Raw genomic sequence first — 15,114 nt, forward strand, 5'->3', positions numbered from 1 at the left:
GTTTTTTTATAAGTCATTGATGAATGCATTTTTTGAACAATATCGCCTTTTTTTAGCATATTTCACTATGTGATTTGACAATGTATTTGCTACTCTCCATCGCCTCAATGGACAGATGTATTAATGGACTAAACAGTGCTTACTCAAACAACAAGACAAGAGATGAAAATGAACAAGACTTTAGTTGCAGCATTGGTTTTAACATTACTAATTGCACCTTCGGTTTCAGCCACCGAAATTTTTAAAGATGATGTGAACGCCGTTCAAATTGGTGGTTTTGTTGATGCTCGTGTGATCAACACTCAAGGCGAAACTGAAGTCGTTAACGGTGCTTCACGCATTAATTTTGGCTTTGAGCGTCAGCTACAAGATGGCTGGAAAGCGTATGCAAAATTAGAGTGGGGGGTTAACCCAGTTGGTAGTACTGACATTGTTTACAACAATCGTTTTGAATCAATTCAAGATGAGTTTTTTTATAACCGCCTAGGTTATGCCGGTCTGTCACATGACACCTACGGTAGCCTCACGATTGGCAAGCAATGGGGTGCTTGGTATGACGTGGTATATGGCACAAACTACGGTTTTGTATGGGACGGTAACACTGCAGGTGTTTACACTTATAACAAAGATGATGGCGCTGTAAACGGTGTGGGTCGTGGTGACAAAACCGTGCAATACCGTAACAGTTTTGGCGATGTGAGCTTTGCAGTACAAGTGCAGTTAAAAAACAGCGAGTTTTATACCTGTGACTATGAAGATATCACCCAGGATGCTTGTGTAACGTTATGGGAGTCTGGTTCAGTAGAAGCGCAGCAAGTTGAATACAACTATACCTACGGCGGCGCAGTAACCTACCAGGCCACAGACAAATTAGTATTAACCGCAGGTCTGAACCGCGGCGAATTTGATGTGACCTTTGGTAACGGTAACACCTCAACGGCTGAAGACATTATTTACGGTGTGGGGGTTACCTGGGGTAACTTCGACCAATTCGGTTTTTATGGTTCGGCAAACATTAACGGCAACGAAAACCACGACACAGATAATATTGGCCGTTTAATTGATAAAGCTGTGGGTGTTGAATCATTGTTTTCATACATGTTTGAAAACAAAATCCGTACCTTTGTGTCTTACAACATCTTAGATGCTGGCGATGACTATGTGATTCAACCTAACTATAACGCCGATCCTAACGATGTGTTCAAACGTCAGTTTGTGGTAATGGGTTTACATTATGTATTTAACCCAGAAACTGTCGTGTATTTAGAAGCGCGTCGCGATTACAGCGATTTCACCAGCGCCGATAAAGATCAGCAAGCCAGAATGGAACTGTCTGAAGACGACGGCGTAGCGATTGGTATCCGCTATACACTTTAATGTGGCGTGATCTTAAGTCGTACTGTTTAACAGATATAAGTACTAATCAAAAAAAGGTTCGACAGTAATGTCGAACCTTTTTTATTGGGCGAGTAGCAATCCCTTAGGTAATTATGTCTTAAGCGACTAAAGCAATCGCCACTTAAGCAACCGTTGGCTCATCAACAATAGTCACCTTTTCAACCACAATCGGCTCACGAGGTACATCATCGTGCCCTGCAATCATGGTGGTTTTAACCCGCTCCATTTGCTGAATCACATCCATTCCCGCGGTCACTTTGGCAAATACCGCATAACCCCAGCCTGAATTGGTTGTGGCAGTGTGATCGAGAAAATCATTATTGGCGACATTAATAAAGAACTGCCCTGTGGCTGAATGCGGTGCATCTGTTCGCGCCATGGCTAAAGTACCGATCACATTTTTTAGGCCTTTATTGGCTTCATTGGCAATCGGGTCGCGGGTGGGCTTTTCTTTCATTTTGGCGGTTAAGCCACCGCCCTGCACCATAAAGCCTTTAATCACCCGATGAAAAATCGTGCCTTCATAAAAGCCATCCTGGCAATACTTTAAAAAATTTTTTGAGGTGACTGGCGCGCGTTCCATTTCCAGCTCTACAGTAAAATCGCCAAGGTTGGTGCTAAAAATAATCATAAATTGCTCACTAGGTTAAACACAACAATAACGGTCATTATAGCCGCTATTGTGACTGTCTCGTTTGAGTTTATTGCGCTGTTTGATTAAATAACCGAGGCAAGCGGACTTGAATGAAAACCTTCGAGTTTATTGCGCCGTTTGATTAAATAAATCCATCGCAGTCCGCGTCATCGCCCTAACACCCGTACGAATAGTTAATTTGTAATCTGGTGCAAATTGACTTGAATGCAAAGAGGGCAGTGCATCGCCCGAGTCAACACTGGCCTGATATTGCTTAGGGTCTACGCCGCCTAGCCAAAACAATGTAATGGGACGCTTTTCAGGTGTAAGACCATACAAACCAAAGTCTTCGCCCGCCATTACCGGTGGGGCAATAAGCACATTATCACTGCCAAGCTCAGCCTCAATACTGGCTTTTACTTTTGCAGCGAGCGTTGGGTCGTTATAGGTTGATGGAATGGTTTCATCGTCGTGCACATACACCACCGGCATCAGGTCATCGGGTAAACCCGCACTGGTCGCTATCCCTGCGGTAATGCGTTTAATGGCAGCTATTTGTTGTTCGCGCACCTTAGGGTTATATGAGCGTAATGTCAGCTGTAGCTTTACTTCATCTGAAATAATATTGTGTTTTGAGCCACCATGAATCGAACCCACCGTAACCACATTAGGTTCTAATGGCGACACTTCACGACTCACTATGGTTTGCAATGCAAGTACAGTGCGCGCTGCAAGCACAACAGGGTCAATCGTAGCATGCGGATAAGCGCCATGGCCGCCTTTACCTTTAATGCTAATATCAACCGAATCGACATTCGCCAATGCATAACCGCTAACGGTGCCAACCTTGCCGGCAGGAATTGACGCGCTCACATGCAACCCAATAATGCTGTCGGGCGTGGGGAATTGCTTAAATAAACCTTGTTTCAGCATAGCTTTAGCGCCGCCGCCGACCTCTTCAGCTGGCTGAGCTACCATCATTAAAGTGCCCTGCCAATCGGCTTTATGTTTAACCAATTGCTCAGCCGTACCAATAAGGCTAGTCATGTGAATATCGTGGCCACAGCCATGCATAATGCCCACGGTATTATTGTTTGCATCAACAGTGGTGACGGTTGAGGCGTAGTCTTTTCCGGTTTGTTCAATAATCGGTAAGCCGTCAATGTCGGCACGGACCATCACTACCGGCCCTTCGCCATTTTGCAATATACCGACCACACCATAACCGCCAAAATTAGACGTCACCTCAAAGCCAAGTTGCTTCAGCTCAGCGGCCATACGCTCGCTGGTGGCTTTTTCTTGATACGACAACTCAGGATGCCGGTGCAAATGCAGGTAAAGCTTTTCAAGCTTAGGTAGGGCTTGAGCTACTGATTGATCTAGCTTGGTATTCGCAAGTGCACTAAGTGACAGTGACGAAGCAGTAAGTGCAAGCGCTAATATGGGGTAAGCAAGACGTAGGCGGGTCATATTATTATTCTTAAATGTCGGGAATTGAGTATGTTAACCTAGCACAAGCTCACGCTAGGTGGTAAGGCGTATTAGCGACATCATTGCCAATGCATAATAAAAATAAGGAAAACCAATGAAAGTGATTACCGAAACACCCAGGTTGATTATTCGAGAATTTACCCTTGAAGATGCCCCCGCGGTATTGCACTTTAATACCCCTGAAGAGGTGAATCGACATACCGGCGATGCGGGTGTGTGCACTACGTTAACGGATGCCGAAAACATCATCCGCAATATTTGGTTGGTTGAATACCAACAATACGGTTTTGGCCGCTGGGCAGTCGTCGCTAAAGATACCAATACCGTGATTGGTTTTTGCGGCTTTAAAAATGAAACCCGCATTAATGCGGTCGATATTGGCTATCGCTTGCATCCAGATTATTGGGGCCAAGGCTTAGCAACAGAAGCCAATCAGGCTTGTATTGATTATGCTAAAAAACATATGGATTTAGACATAGTGTATGCCGATGCGGCGGACGCTAATACAGGCTCAATTAATGTCGCCACTAAGCTTGGGATGGTTTATCACTCGCAGTATCAAGAAGGCGAACTTACCTTTAATCGGTATGCTATTTCACTCAAAGCTGGTGGTTCTGCGGATAACAGCTAACTCGAATAAAGTCAGCCACTAACAAGTCATCGTCACCCTAGTCTTACCCATATAAAAATCCCTTAATAGAGCCACTATTAAGGGTTTTTTATTATTTAACGATGGCGAACAAGTCGTTACATTTTCAACTCTACGTCGGAGGTGATTTTAGTTGAACATGCCAATACAAAACCAGCGGCAATTTCGTCTGCGGTCAAGTTCATTGTACTTGTCGACTGAGTCGTACCCGATACAACCTGACATTTACACGCGCCACAAACACCAGAACGGCACGCGGCAATCATCGGTAACTTTTCAGATTCGATGCCATCCAATAAGGTTTGATCGCCCGTTAATGGAATGTCTTTATCGCCAATACTCAACATAAACTGTTCAGTTGATGGATTACTTTCCAGCGCAGCTTTCACGCCCATTGCGCTGCTGTCACCAAAGCTTTCTTGATTAAACTGACTCATATCAAAATCAGCGGCTTGTAACAGTAACTTTACGTCAGCCATATACGATTCAGGACCACAAACAAATACAGTACGTTGTTGATAATCTGGAACTAATCTAGTTAAGCTTTCTAAATTTAAGCGACCAATGCCAAAGCCTGTATCCGCATGTTTATCTGTAAGCATTTGGCTGTTGTCATCTGACTTAAGCATATAATTAAGGTTGAATTTTTGGCTTCGTGATGCCATCGATGCCATTGAATCGGCAAACATAACGTCATTAACTGTTTTTGCACTGTGTACAAAAGCAATATCACTGTCGGTGGTGGTATCGCAAAGCCAGCGCGACATAGAATGCATTGGTGTTACACCGCAACCAGCACTTAAAAATAAATATTTATCAGCCGCAATATCGATCAGATTAAAAATACCATCAGGACCAGTAACCGTAACGTCATCACCCACATTTAAGGTGTCGGCTAAATAATTAGACACTAAGCCATCGGTGATTCTTTTAACCGTAACGACTAACGAAAAAGGTCGTGAAGGTGACGATGAAATAGTGTAACTGCGGTAAATTTTTTCACCATTTATATCTAACTTAAAGGTAATAAACTGCCCCGGTTTAAAATTAAACTTAACCGGTGTGAGTCCTTGGAATCGAAAACTCACCACATTGTGGGTTTCATTCCATTTTTCAACACAATGCAGTTGCACCTCACCACGTTGCCAATTATCGGCAGCCAAAAGAGCTTCTGAGGTTGTGTGAGCAACGGGTTCAACTTTTGGCGGAGCCTCACTGACAGGAGTAGGTGATTTAGCCGCTTGGGCAGAAAGTGCTTGAGAAAAAGAAAAACCAACAGAGGGAGAGCTACTCATTTTGATACCTTTAACGCAGTAAAAAAGACAGAAGGCGATAAGGACAATGCCTTATCGCCTTTAATCGTTATCGTGCAAATATGATTAACATAAGTGCACGATTTGATGGCTAATTATGCCACTTTCATCATGGCTTTTAAGTCTGACGCAACATCAGTAGTGCCGCGTAAACCAAACTGCTGCTCTAAAATGCTCATTAGATTGTCAGATAAAAACGCTGGCGCAGTAGGCCCGGTACGGATGTTTTTCACACCAAGCGATAGCAAGGTTAATAACACCACAATGGCTTTTTGCTCAAACCACGATAACACTAAGCTCAACGGTAAATCGTTAAGGTCACATTCAAAAATATCTTTTAACGCTAACGCTAACTGGATAGCAGAATAAGCATCGTTACATTGGCCCACATCTAATAAACGTGGTACGCCATTGATGTCACCAAAGTCTAATTTATTGAATTTGTACTTACCGCAACCTAAGGTCAAAATAATTGAATCGTCAGGCACTGATTTCGCTAAATCGGTAAAGTAATTACGCTCTAACTTGTCGCCATCACAACCACCAATTAAGAAGAAGTGTTTAATAGAACCATTCTTAACATTTTCAACTACGGTTGGTGCAGCTGCCATTAAGGCATTACGGGCAAAACCGATAGTGATCATGTGTGGAATTTCATCATAAGCAAAACCTTCAAGTTCAAGGGCTTTGTTAATCACTTCGCTGAAATCATCACCTTCAACGTGAGTCACACCAGGCCAACCTACGATACTGCGGGTATAAATACGGTCAGAATATTCACCGACTGTAGGGTCGATAATACAATTTGAGGTCATCACTACTGCACCAGGGAAAGTGGCAAATTCTTTTTGCTGATTTTGCCAAGCGCCGCCGTAGTTACCGACTAAATGCGAGTATTTTTTAAATGCTGGGTAAGCAAGTGCTGGTAACATTTCGCCGTGGGTAAAGACGTTAATGCCCTTACCTTCAGTTTGCTCAAGAATAAGTTCTAAGTCTTTCATGTCGTGACCAGACACTAAAATCGCTTTACCTTTAACAGATTTGGTATTCACTTGTGTTGGTTCTGGGTGACCAAATGAAGTGGTTTCGCCTAAATCTAACATCGCCATAATGCGATAGTTTAATTGGCCAATTTCCATTGCAGTGGCAAACAACTTATCAGCATCGACTGAGTCTTCGCCTAAAAATGCCATAATTTTATGGAACTCAGCAGCCACATCGACATCAGTTTGGTCTAATACGCGTGCATGCTCCATATAAGCCGCGGCGCCTTTTAAGCCATATAGGCATAATAAACGTAAGCCTAAAATGTCTTCATTGATGTCACCACGATTAAGCAGTGCAATGGGTGCTTGAGCTAAAATTTCAGGTTTTGATGTAGCCAGTAATAGTTCACCTTGGCCACTCACCATTTCTGGCTCTACACCTTTGCTTTTACAAGCAGCAATGTAAGCCGCTTTTAATTGGTCGCGATACGTTTGTGCCTGGTAGGCATAATCAATTAAACGTTCATCGTCGAAGTTTACGTTAGTTAACGTGGCAAAAAAGGCTTTAGGCACAAAAGTGTCAATGTCGTTGTCTACAATGCCAAACTCACGTGCTTTAACAGCATAAGCAGACAAGCCCTGTAGCATATAAATTAATAAATCTTGAATATCAGACGTTGATGCTAACTTGCCGCACATACCTTGCGAGTAACTACAGCCATTGCCTTCTGGTGTTCTAATGGTTTGCTCACATTGCACACAAAACATAACTCTACTCCTCAAATATTGTTTATTCATGTATAAATTTTACATGTTAAGGGTGAGTCTACTCTTTACTCTGTAAATCGAAACCCGTTTTTAATGTCAATGTTGCGTTTTATGAGCCAAATCACCTTAAGCAATTACTGATATAAACAAACAAATTTAATCACTATTACGCATTTTTTTATGAGTCATAACGCACTTTTCTTGATATTTACCGCAGCTATAAACTTAAAATATGACGTATATCTCGCCTTAAAATATTTTCCTGTTAACCTTTAAAAAAACGTAGAATTACCCCATTAACGACTTTCAAATCAGGATGAATAGATGAAAACCAAACTCAATGCGATAGCATCAGCCCTCTTTTTATTGCTTGCCCCTGCGGCAATGGCTGCAGATGTTGCAGTGATCACCTTAGAAAATGGCGCCAATGTTCGCTTAAAAGATGACTTCACCTGGGAATACATCATCACCGAAACGGTCGCACAGCCGGCAATAATCCAAGCTCCTGCAGTCGCAACTGAGGTTGTCGATGCATCGATGCCAAACCTTAGCGCTACCCAACAAACCAGTGCGGTGACTACAGCTGTGGCCACCACAGCAGCAAACACCACAACTCGACTAACCGCAACCGCTATGGCACAGCCTGGGTTATTGGGCAGTACAGCAAAAGATGGTATTAAAATCACCTTGGCTGGCACCCAATGGAAAGACAATGAATTGGGGCTTATCTTTGATTTTGACAGCAGCAGTGACGAGCATGTCACGGTGGTCAATGTTGAAGCCAGTTTCTTTAATGACCAAGGCGGCTTAATCAAAACCGAAACCTTAGAAGCTTGGGAAGCCATTTTCCGCATGCCAGAAACCTATTTACGCAAAGGCCAGCACCGCAAATCGCCAGTTTTGTGGGTAGAAGGAATTAACCAACAGCAATGGCAACAACAGCTCATCAGCTTAAAAATTGTTGAAATTGAATCGCGCTAAGGCAGTGATCAAACCAAGCGTTAATAAACTAAAAAAGCCCAGATGAAAGAGTATTTCAACTGGGCTTTTTAAACATCATCAATGTTAATTCAATAATTCATGATCTTTAGGTAACTGCTTACTTATCCACAATATTAATTTATGTTTACGGTTAGGGCCATCATCTTTATCTTCAGCTAATGGTTGTATTAGCTTATCTTGCACTAATAAACGATAAATACATTCCACTTTATCTTTAGGTGAAATCCCCTTACCAAAATCGTCAAAGCCACGTTTTTTTGCGTAACCTACCCCAATCTCCATTGCGAGCTTGAGCAGTTGTGTATCATGCTTACCTGCTTTCATTTAGTGCCCTCATCATGCTTTTGCTATCTTTTAAACTACGTGAAAACTCACAAATAGCCACTAGAATTCACCATAAACAGCACTAAAATCCAACAAACATCACCCTTGGTAAGTTTGGTTACAAAAAATCCCTTGAGTTAATCGCATTAATCTATGACAAAACCCATAGGCTTGGTAGAGTAGTATGGTGTTTACTTTTGTTTTTATTGTCACTATTTCACGGTAACAACCACATTTGAAATAGGCTTAAAAACGTTTCAAACGGGCTAACCCCAAGGATAATTCAATGCGTAAAACTCTTATTACTACTGCCGTTAGTGCGGCATTGATGCTGAGTGCATGTTCTGAGCAAGCGACAGACACAGCAAAGGCGAGCAAAAATACCGCAGAGGCACCAACAACAATGACTAAAGCACCTGCAACTGCCGACAACGCGTTGTTAGTCCCAAGCCCATTGCAATACATGGCACCGCAATTTGACAAATTTAAAGCCGGTGACTTTTTACCTGCCTTTGAACAAGGCATGAAAGAGCACAAAGCTGAAATCGCGGCAATTACCAATAATGCTGACGCTCCAACGTTCGACAACACCGTTGTCGCACTTGAAAACACCGGCGCTATTTTAGATCGCACTCAACGTGTGTTTTTCAATCTTTCTGGGTTAATTTCAGACGACAACTTCATCAGTGTTGAAGAACAGATTGTGCCTAAGTTAACCGCGCACATGGACAACATCTATTTGGATGAAAAGCTGTTTGCTCGCATTCAAGCCATTTACAAAAACAAAGCGACATTAAAAGGTGAAGATTTACGCTTAATTGAAGTCTATTACGAACGGTTTGTGCGTGCAGGAGCTGAATTATCAGCAGAAGATAAAGCACAAATGCGTGAGCTAAACGGCGAGCTTGCCAAATTTGAAACCAGCTTTTCACAAAATGTATTAAAGTCGTTTAAAGACGACATGATTTTAGTTGAAGACAAAGCCATGCTCGACGGTTTGTCAGAAAGCGCAATCGCATCATTAGCTGCGGCAGCAAAAGCAGCAGGCAAAACCGGTTACCTAATTACCCTAGTTAACACTACCACCCAACCGCTACTGTCTAGCCTTAAAAACCGCGATTTACGTCAAAAGCTATGGGAAACCTCGGCTTACCGCGCAATGGACACCAACAGCCCAATTAACATCAAAATCGCCCAGCTACGTGCCGAAAAAGCCAAACTATTAGGCTACCCAACTTGGGCAGCTTATTCGCTTGGCGATCAAATGGCTAAAAAACCAGAAGCGGTTTATGGCATTTTAGATGACTTAGCCCCTAAAGCCCTGGTAAAAGCCAAAGTTGAAGCAGCCGATATTCAAGCAGAAATCGTTAAAGACGGTAAAGACTTTACCCTAGAGCCATGGGACTGGGCCTACTACGCTGAAAAAGTACGCGCAGCAAAATATGACCTAGACGACAGCCTTGTTAAGCCCTACTTTGAGATGAACACCGTTCTCACCGACGGTCTGTTTTTTGCTATGGAAAAACTATACGGCATTACCTTCAAGTCACGCACCGACTTACCGGTATGGCACAAAGATGTCACCGCTTATGAAATCTTTAACAAAGACGGCAGCTCGCTAGGCTTGTTCTACCTTGATATGTACGCGCGCCCTGGCAAGCGTGGTGGCGCATGGATGGACGAATATGTCAGCCAGTCGTTCTTACAAAATACTAAACCAGTTGTATACAACGCGCTTAACGTGCCAAAACCTGCTGAAGGCCAACCTACGTTGTTAACCTTTGATGAAGTGAGTACCCTATTCCATGAGTTTGGCCACGCCATTCACGGTTTATACTCACAAGTTAACTACCCAAGCTTAGCCGGTACCAAAACGGCACGTGACTTTGTAGAGTTTCCATCACAAGCTAACGAAGACTGGAGCATCGACCCTGCAGTGCTAGCAAACTACGCTAAGCACTACCAAACAGGCGAACCGATTCCTGCTGAGTTACTGGCTAAAGTATTAAAGGCGCACACCTTTAACCAAGGGTTTGGCACCGTTGAATACCTAGCCGCTGCACTGCTTGATATGGAATGGCACTCAATTCCTGCTGGCACTGAAATCACCGATGTTGCTACCTTTGAAAAACAAGCACTGGCAAAACACGGTTTAGACTACGGCCCAATCGCACCGCGCTATAAAACCACCTACTTTAGCCACAGCTTCGGCGGCGGTTACTCTGCTGGTTACTACGCCTATCTGTGGACCGAAGTGTTTGCAGCAGACGCGTTTGCCCACATGATGGCAAACGGTGGGTTAACCCAAGAGAACGGCCAAAAATACCGCGACACCGTATTGTCAAAAGGTAACAGCCAGGATCTAATGCAAAGCTACATCGACTTTGCTGGTAAAAAACCCTCAACAGACGCGTTATTAAAGCGCCGTGGTTTAGTGCACTAAGCACTATTTGTTGTCGCAACCTCTGCAGCTGAATCAACTTGGCAGCAGAGGTTGCCCACAAACAAAACAGAATACAGCAAAGCCAAATAGCGATAGAAACAACACGCTAAAACGCATTGAAAGAATAAAAAGAGTAAAAATCACCCAAACGCAGCCCTTTTTGAGCGATATTGCACATTTGTTGCGCCATCGCACACTTCAAGGCTTTACATTTTCGTGAATACCCTTATTATTCACCGCGTTCGGAGGGATGGCAGAGTGGTCGAATGCACCGGTCTTGAAAACCGGCAACGGTTTATCCCGTTCTAGGGTTCAAATCCCTATCCCTCCGCCACATTAAATACGAGAAAAGCCGTTGATTATCAACGGCTTTTTTTGTTTTTGGCGTTTAAGGGGCTCTCCATAAGGATTGACTCAGACAATGTATCCGCTCTTTACATGAGCAGAGCACCCAACAACGTATACTTCACGCGTATCTGTTTAGCCAAATATTTACGCGACAAGGGCTTCCCTTTTGACATAAAAGTCTCATTACTGACTCGTGACAGAGCAGAAGCAGTCATCCGTAACATTGATGTTGCCGGAACACTCAAAAAAATCATCAAGTCTATTGACCATCAAACCCGTATTAATGACTTTATTCGCTACGTTGATGAGGTCATTAACCATCTTAGAGCTCAGTTTGATGCAGCTGATCCTGATATTACATCCAACATCACGCCGAAACCTCATTCCATTCCCATTAGAGAGACTAAATTGTCTCAGCATCGTGAAACTACCGCTGTGGCGCAAGCAAAGCCTGTTATTGGGTTAAACGAAGCATTAAGCGCATTTATTATCTCGAAACAAAAATCAGCTATTAGGCCTCTGTCTATCAAGCAGCTTGAGCAGCGTACTCGGCATTTTATTGATACCGTATCATCAAAATCCATTCTTAAAACCAAGTTTAAAACTGATGATAAATGTGTGCATGACATCACCAGTGCTGATGCGATGACCTATCGAGATGCTTTACTGACTCAAGGCCGAAGCTACAAAAGCAATAAAGAGTACTTAGCTGCTATATTTCAGTTCTTTAAGTGGTGTCAGTTAATGAACTATTGCAACCACAACCCCTTTGAAAGCGTTACTGTCGGACAAAAACCAAAAGCTAAACCAAATCAAGCTAGAGACCGCTGGACGCACATTGAACTTAAACGACTACTTCGCAGCTCATCATTCAAGGTTTCAACAACCGATTTCAAATGGGTCACCCGATTAATGCTTTATGGTGGTTTAAGGCCTTCAGAAGCCTGCCAGCTCAAACCTGGAGATATCAAACTAATCGACGGCATACACTGCATTAGCATTGATGACAGTGGCGCTGTACAACGATTAAAGAACATCAACGCTAAACGTGATGTGCCCATTCACAAATGCTTGCTTGAGCTAGGCATTATTGCGTTTGTTGAGCAAAGAAAATCAACTCATACCCAGCTGTTTGATTATAAACCCGTGGGCATCATTGAAGATTGGTCAAAAACTTACTGCAAACAGCTCGCCAAGCTTCAAACCGAAATCGGCATGCTAGCGAATCAGCGCCCAACCGCCTACGGCCTCAGACACACGTTTATCGATGAAATGAAGCAACTGGATATCAGCGAGCATATCGTGGCGCAAATCGTCGGACACGCTAATCCCAACATCACTTTCAGTCGTTACGGCAAAGATATAAACGTTGCTGCATTGCTTAAGGATATTGAGAGAATTGACTATCAAATTTGATGATCGGGTGTGGTTAATAAATAAACTTTAAACCTAAATTAACAATCTGTTTCAATTGGCAGTAACAGTGCCAGTTGAGGCACAAACACTGTCAAAGCTGTCATTATTTCGCTACAGCAGAGAGCGAAATATAAAGGTATTGAAAATGGCTCGCACTCAGTGAGTGCGAAGCCAAAGCAGCCCACTTACTAAGTGGGACTACAGCGAAACCCGGTACGCTTGTATCCCACTTTTTGTGCCAAAAAGGTCGGATACAAGCTCGGGCAAGGGGAAACCCCTTTGAACCCCAAAAGCCAAACACAGCTGAGCGCAATCGCACCCAAGCTTCACCTATGACAATAACGGTAACAGGCTCACGGGTGATGGCGTAACGTTAACCTATAACGACCAAAACAAGCCGTTAACGGTAGACCGCAATAATGTAAAAAGTACATTCAGTTACGATGCCAATGGTAACCGCTATAAACAGGTTAAACAGCAAAGTGGTAGTGTGTATCGACCATGTATTATGTGGGCAGTTTTGAGCGTGAAGTGACCTTAAGCAGTACGGTAGATAAAACCTATATTGGTGACCACACCATTAAGATGAAAGCCCATGTGGGCAGCTTAGGTAATCAATCACCGTTCCAGCATGTACTGCGAGACCACTTAGGCAGTGTTGATACCTTGATGGATGCCAAAACCGGTTCCGTATTACAGCACCGTGGTTATGATGTATTTGGTCGTCCAAGAGACATTGCTGCAGGTAATAACCTGTTAACTAGCTGGCAAGGCGTCACTAAAGGCTACACCGACCATGAGCATTTGAATGAGCAAGAGCTTATTCACATGAACGGCCGGATTTACGATTTCAACATCGGCCGTTTTTTAAGTGTTGACCCGTTTTTGCAGTTCCCAGAGAATAGTCAGAGCGCTAATCCGTATTCGTATATTTTGAATAACCCGATGAGTGGGGTTGACCCGACTGGGTATATATCTGAAGAATTAGATGAGGATATATCAGGAAAGACGTTTGAGAAGCTTGAGAAAGATGAAAGTGGGAATCTTTATGTAACAGCTGATGGGGATACTTATAAATTAACTTCAGTTTCAAATGGCGAGAAGAACTTTTCCATATCATTTGACGGTAATGGTGGCGGCACCGCGCAGGTTGGTAAAACTACAGGAACCGTTAGCTTACATAAAGGAAACAGTAGTACCAATGTAAATCAAAACCAAGACAACTCAGGATTTGGTGCTGATGATGCCGCTTCCATTGGGGTTGGGTTTACTCCTGCTGGCATAGCAGCCGATGTATATACTGCGGTAACTGGTGAAGACTTCTTCACTGGCGAGGATGTATCTGGCTTATGGAGATGGGCTGGGCTAATACCATTCGCTAGTGAGGCTAGAAAGCTAGGCAATGTCGCTGAAGCCGTGGGTGATGCCGCAACCCAGACTATTAGGCAATCAAATCACGTTAGCAACGTCATTCGTGCTCCCAAAGAAATCCCCGGTATTTCAGGTCTTAATAGGGTCAAATCTAAGACCCCAATTCAGGGTGGAGGCGGCCTTAGGGAAAGATGGAAAGACAAAAAAGGGAAAATTTACGAATGGGATTCGAGGCATGGCGAATTGGAAATGTACAATAAATCAGGTAAGCACCTAGGTTCATTTGACCCGCAAACAGGCAAGCAATTAGGTGATGCGATTAAATCCAGAAATATCAAGAAATTCCTTTAGGTGAATAATATGAGTAAGTGGTATGTCGTATGGTACGAGAAGAATGGCGAAAAAATGATTGGTGAACAATCAATTGCGTTAACTCTACCCGAAATCAGAGAAGTGCTTGGTGTAGAGGCTGACAATCCATTAGAGGGGTGCTGGCCAGTTAAAGAAGGTGCAGCGAAGCATTTATCCGAAAGGGTAGATATGACTATAAACCTCGTTAAGTTTGATTACTTCCTAGAGTCATATAGTTAATCTTTTTAGCGAGCAGCCTATAGTTGCTCACTAACTTCATCATTACTAGCAATTTCTAATAAATAAGACATATATGGACGCTCCCGGTGTAGTGGTACGGTGAATTTGGCCACCTAGTTAGAGGTGATATCATTACCTCATAAGTTAACAGGTGACACTATGAAAAAACGAACAAGAAGACTGTTTAGTGCTGAATTTAAACTCGAATCAGCTCAGTTAGTTTTAGACCAAAATTACTCAGTTACTGAAGCCGCACAGGCGATGAACGTTGGCAAGTCTACAATGGATAAATGGGTTCGTCAGCTTAAACAGGAACATCAAGGAGGAAGCCCTAAAGCCTCTCCAATAACACCCGAACAAATTGAAATCAGGGAGCTAAA

At 43.2% G+C, this 15,114-nt stretch carries 13 protein-coding genes and 1 tRNA gene; 9 read left to right on the forward strand and 5 right to left on the reverse strand.

Annotated elements, in window-relative coordinates; all coding sequences use genetic code 11:
• Positions 1-168: 168 nt before the first annotated feature.
• A complete protein-coding gene (locus tag IEY42_RS15495) occupies positions 169-1,377 on the forward strand; it encodes a porin (protein ID WP_188926085.1) in 1,209 nt (402 codons plus the stop codon).
• A gap of 142 nt (positions 1,378-1,519) precedes the next feature.
• Here IEY42_RS15495 and IEY42_RS15500 read toward each other — a convergent pair whose 3' ends face one another.
• Complete coding sequence (locus IEY42_RS15500; RefSeq protein ID WP_188918390.1) at positions 1,520-2,029, reverse strand: peptidylprolyl isomerase; 510 nt, start codon at positions 2,027-2,029, stop codon at positions 1,520-1,522.
• A 129-nt stretch (positions 2,030-2,158) separates the two neighbouring features.
• Positions 2,159-3,502, reverse strand: a complete 1,344-nt coding sequence (locus IEY42_RS15505; protein WP_188926086.1) for a M20 metallopeptidase family protein — start codon at positions 3,500-3,502, stop codon at positions 2,159-2,161.
• Positions 3,503-3,617: 115 nt separating this feature from the next.
• Between IEY42_RS15505 and IEY42_RS15510 the strand changes: the two genes are divergently transcribed.
• The gene (locus tag IEY42_RS15510) at positions 3,618-4,154 is read left to right on the forward strand and encodes a GNAT family N-acetyltransferase (protein ID WP_188926087.1); all 537 of its coding nucleotides are present in this window, start codon (positions 3,618-3,620) and stop codon (positions 4,152-4,154) included.
• Positions 4,155-4,270: 116 nt separating this feature from the next.
• On the opposite strand, the gene IEY42_RS15515 is transcribed toward IEY42_RS15510, so the two are convergent.
• On the reverse strand, positions 4,271-5,467 hold the full coding sequence (locus tag IEY42_RS15515; protein WP_188926088.1) for an FAD-binding oxidoreductase: 1,197 nt from the start codon (positions 5,465-5,467) through the stop codon (positions 4,271-4,273).
• 113 nt (positions 5,468-5,580) lie between these two features.
• On the reverse strand, positions 5,581-7,239 hold the full coding sequence (hcp, locus tag IEY42_RS15520; protein WP_188926089.1) for a hydroxylamine reductase: 1,659 nt from the start codon (positions 7,237-7,239) through the stop codon (positions 5,581-5,583).
• 324 nt (positions 7,240-7,563) lie between these two features.
• Here hcp and IEY42_RS15525 point away from each other — a divergent pair, with 324 nt between their 5' ends.
• Positions 7,564-8,220, forward strand: a complete 657-nt coding sequence (locus IEY42_RS15525; RefSeq protein WP_188926090.1) for a DUF3157 family protein — start codon at positions 7,564-7,566, stop codon at positions 8,218-8,220.
• Between the two features lie 84 nt (positions 8,221-8,304).
• Here IEY42_RS15525 and IEY42_RS15530 read toward each other — a convergent pair whose 3' ends face one another.
• Positions 8,305-8,565, reverse strand: a complete 261-nt coding sequence (locus IEY42_RS15530) for a DUF5062 family protein (protein WP_188926091.1) — start codon at positions 8,563-8,565, stop codon at positions 8,305-8,307.
• 286 nt (positions 8,566-8,851) lie between these two features.
• Here IEY42_RS15530 and IEY42_RS15535 point away from each other — a divergent pair, with 286 nt between their 5' ends.
• The 6 genes from IEY42_RS15535 to IEY42_RS15560 form a co-directional block, all read left to right on the forward strand.
• Entirely contained in the window at positions 8,852-11,008 is a 2,157-nt protein-coding gene (locus IEY42_RS15535; RefSeq protein ID WP_188926092.1) for a M3 family metallopeptidase, read from the forward strand.
• Positions 11,009-11,252: 244 nt separating this feature from the next.
• A tRNA-Ser gene (locus IEY42_RS15540) sits at positions 11,253-11,342 on the forward strand.
• A gap of 104 nt (positions 11,343-11,446) precedes the next feature.
• Positions 11,447-12,772, forward strand: coding sequence for a tyrosine-type recombinase/integrase (locus IEY42_RS15545; RefSeq protein ID WP_188926093.1), 1,326 nt, complete (start codon positions 11,447-11,449; stop codon positions 12,770-12,772).
• A gap of 501 nt (positions 12,773-13,273) precedes the next feature.
• Entirely contained in the window at positions 13,274-14,494 is a 1,221-nt protein-coding gene (locus tag IEY42_RS15550) for a colicin E3/pyocin S6 family cytotoxin (protein WP_188926094.1), read from the forward strand.
• A 9-nt stretch (positions 14,495-14,503) separates the two neighbouring features.
• The gene (locus IEY42_RS15555) at positions 14,504-14,734 is read left to right on the forward strand and encodes a DUF7683 domain-containing protein (protein WP_124732312.1); all 231 of its coding nucleotides are present in this window, start codon (positions 14,504-14,506) and stop codon (positions 14,732-14,734) included.
• A gap of 159 nt (positions 14,735-14,893) precedes the next feature.
• The coding region (locus IEY42_RS15560) for a transposase (RefSeq protein WP_188926095.1) at positions 14,894-15,114 on the forward strand (221 nt) is incomplete at its 3' end.

The sequence above is a fragment of the Shewanella algicola genome (genome assembly GCF_014648035.1).
GTDB lineage: Bacteria > Pseudomonadota > Gammaproteobacteria > Enterobacterales > Shewanellaceae > Shewanella > Shewanella algicola.

Bases quoted from the DNA above. Each gene is read 5' to 3' on its own strand.
- IEY42_RS15495 (WP_188926085.1), top strand. From the start codon at position 169: ATGAACAAGACTTTAGTTGCAGCATTGGTTTTAACATTACTAATTGCA.
- IEY42_RS15500 (WP_188918390.1), bottom strand. From the start codon at position 2,029: ATGATTATTTTTAGCACCAACCTTGGCGATTTTACTGTAGAGCTGGAA.
- IEY42_RS15505 (WP_188926086.1), bottom strand. From the start codon at position 3,502: ATGACCCGCCTACGTCTTGCTTACCCCATATTAGCGCTTGCACTTACT.
- IEY42_RS15510 (WP_188926087.1), top strand. From the start codon at position 3,618: ATGAAAGTGATTACCGAAACACCCAGGTTGATTATTCGAGAATTTACC.
- IEY42_RS15515 (WP_188926088.1), bottom strand. From the start codon at position 5,467: ATGAGTAGCTCTCCCTCTGTTGGTTTTTCTTTTTCTCAAGCACTTTCT.
- hcp (WP_188926089.1), bottom strand. From the start codon at position 7,239: ATGTTTTGTGTGCAATGTGAGCAAACCATTAGAACACCAGAAGGCAAT.
- IEY42_RS15525 (WP_188926090.1), top strand. From the start codon at position 7,564: ATGAAAACCAAACTCAATGCGATAGCATCAGCCCTCTTTTTATTGCTT.
- IEY42_RS15530 (WP_188926091.1), bottom strand. From the start codon at position 8,565: ATGAAAGCAGGTAAGCATGATACACAACTGCTCAAGCTCGCAATGGAG.
- IEY42_RS15535 (WP_188926092.1), top strand. From the start codon at position 8,852: ATGCGTAAAACTCTTATTACTACTGCCGTTAGTGCGGCATTGATGCTG.
- IEY42_RS15545 (WP_188926093.1), top strand. From the start codon at position 11,447: ATGAGCAGAGCACCCAACAACGTATACTTCACGCGTATCTGTTTAGCC.
- IEY42_RS15550 (WP_188926094.1), top strand. From the start codon at position 13,274: ATGTATTATGTGGGCAGTTTTGAGCGTGAAGTGACCTTAAGCAGTACG.
- IEY42_RS15555 (WP_124732312.1), top strand. From the start codon at position 14,504: ATGAGTAAGTGGTATGTCGTATGGTACGAGAAGAATGGCGAAAAAATG.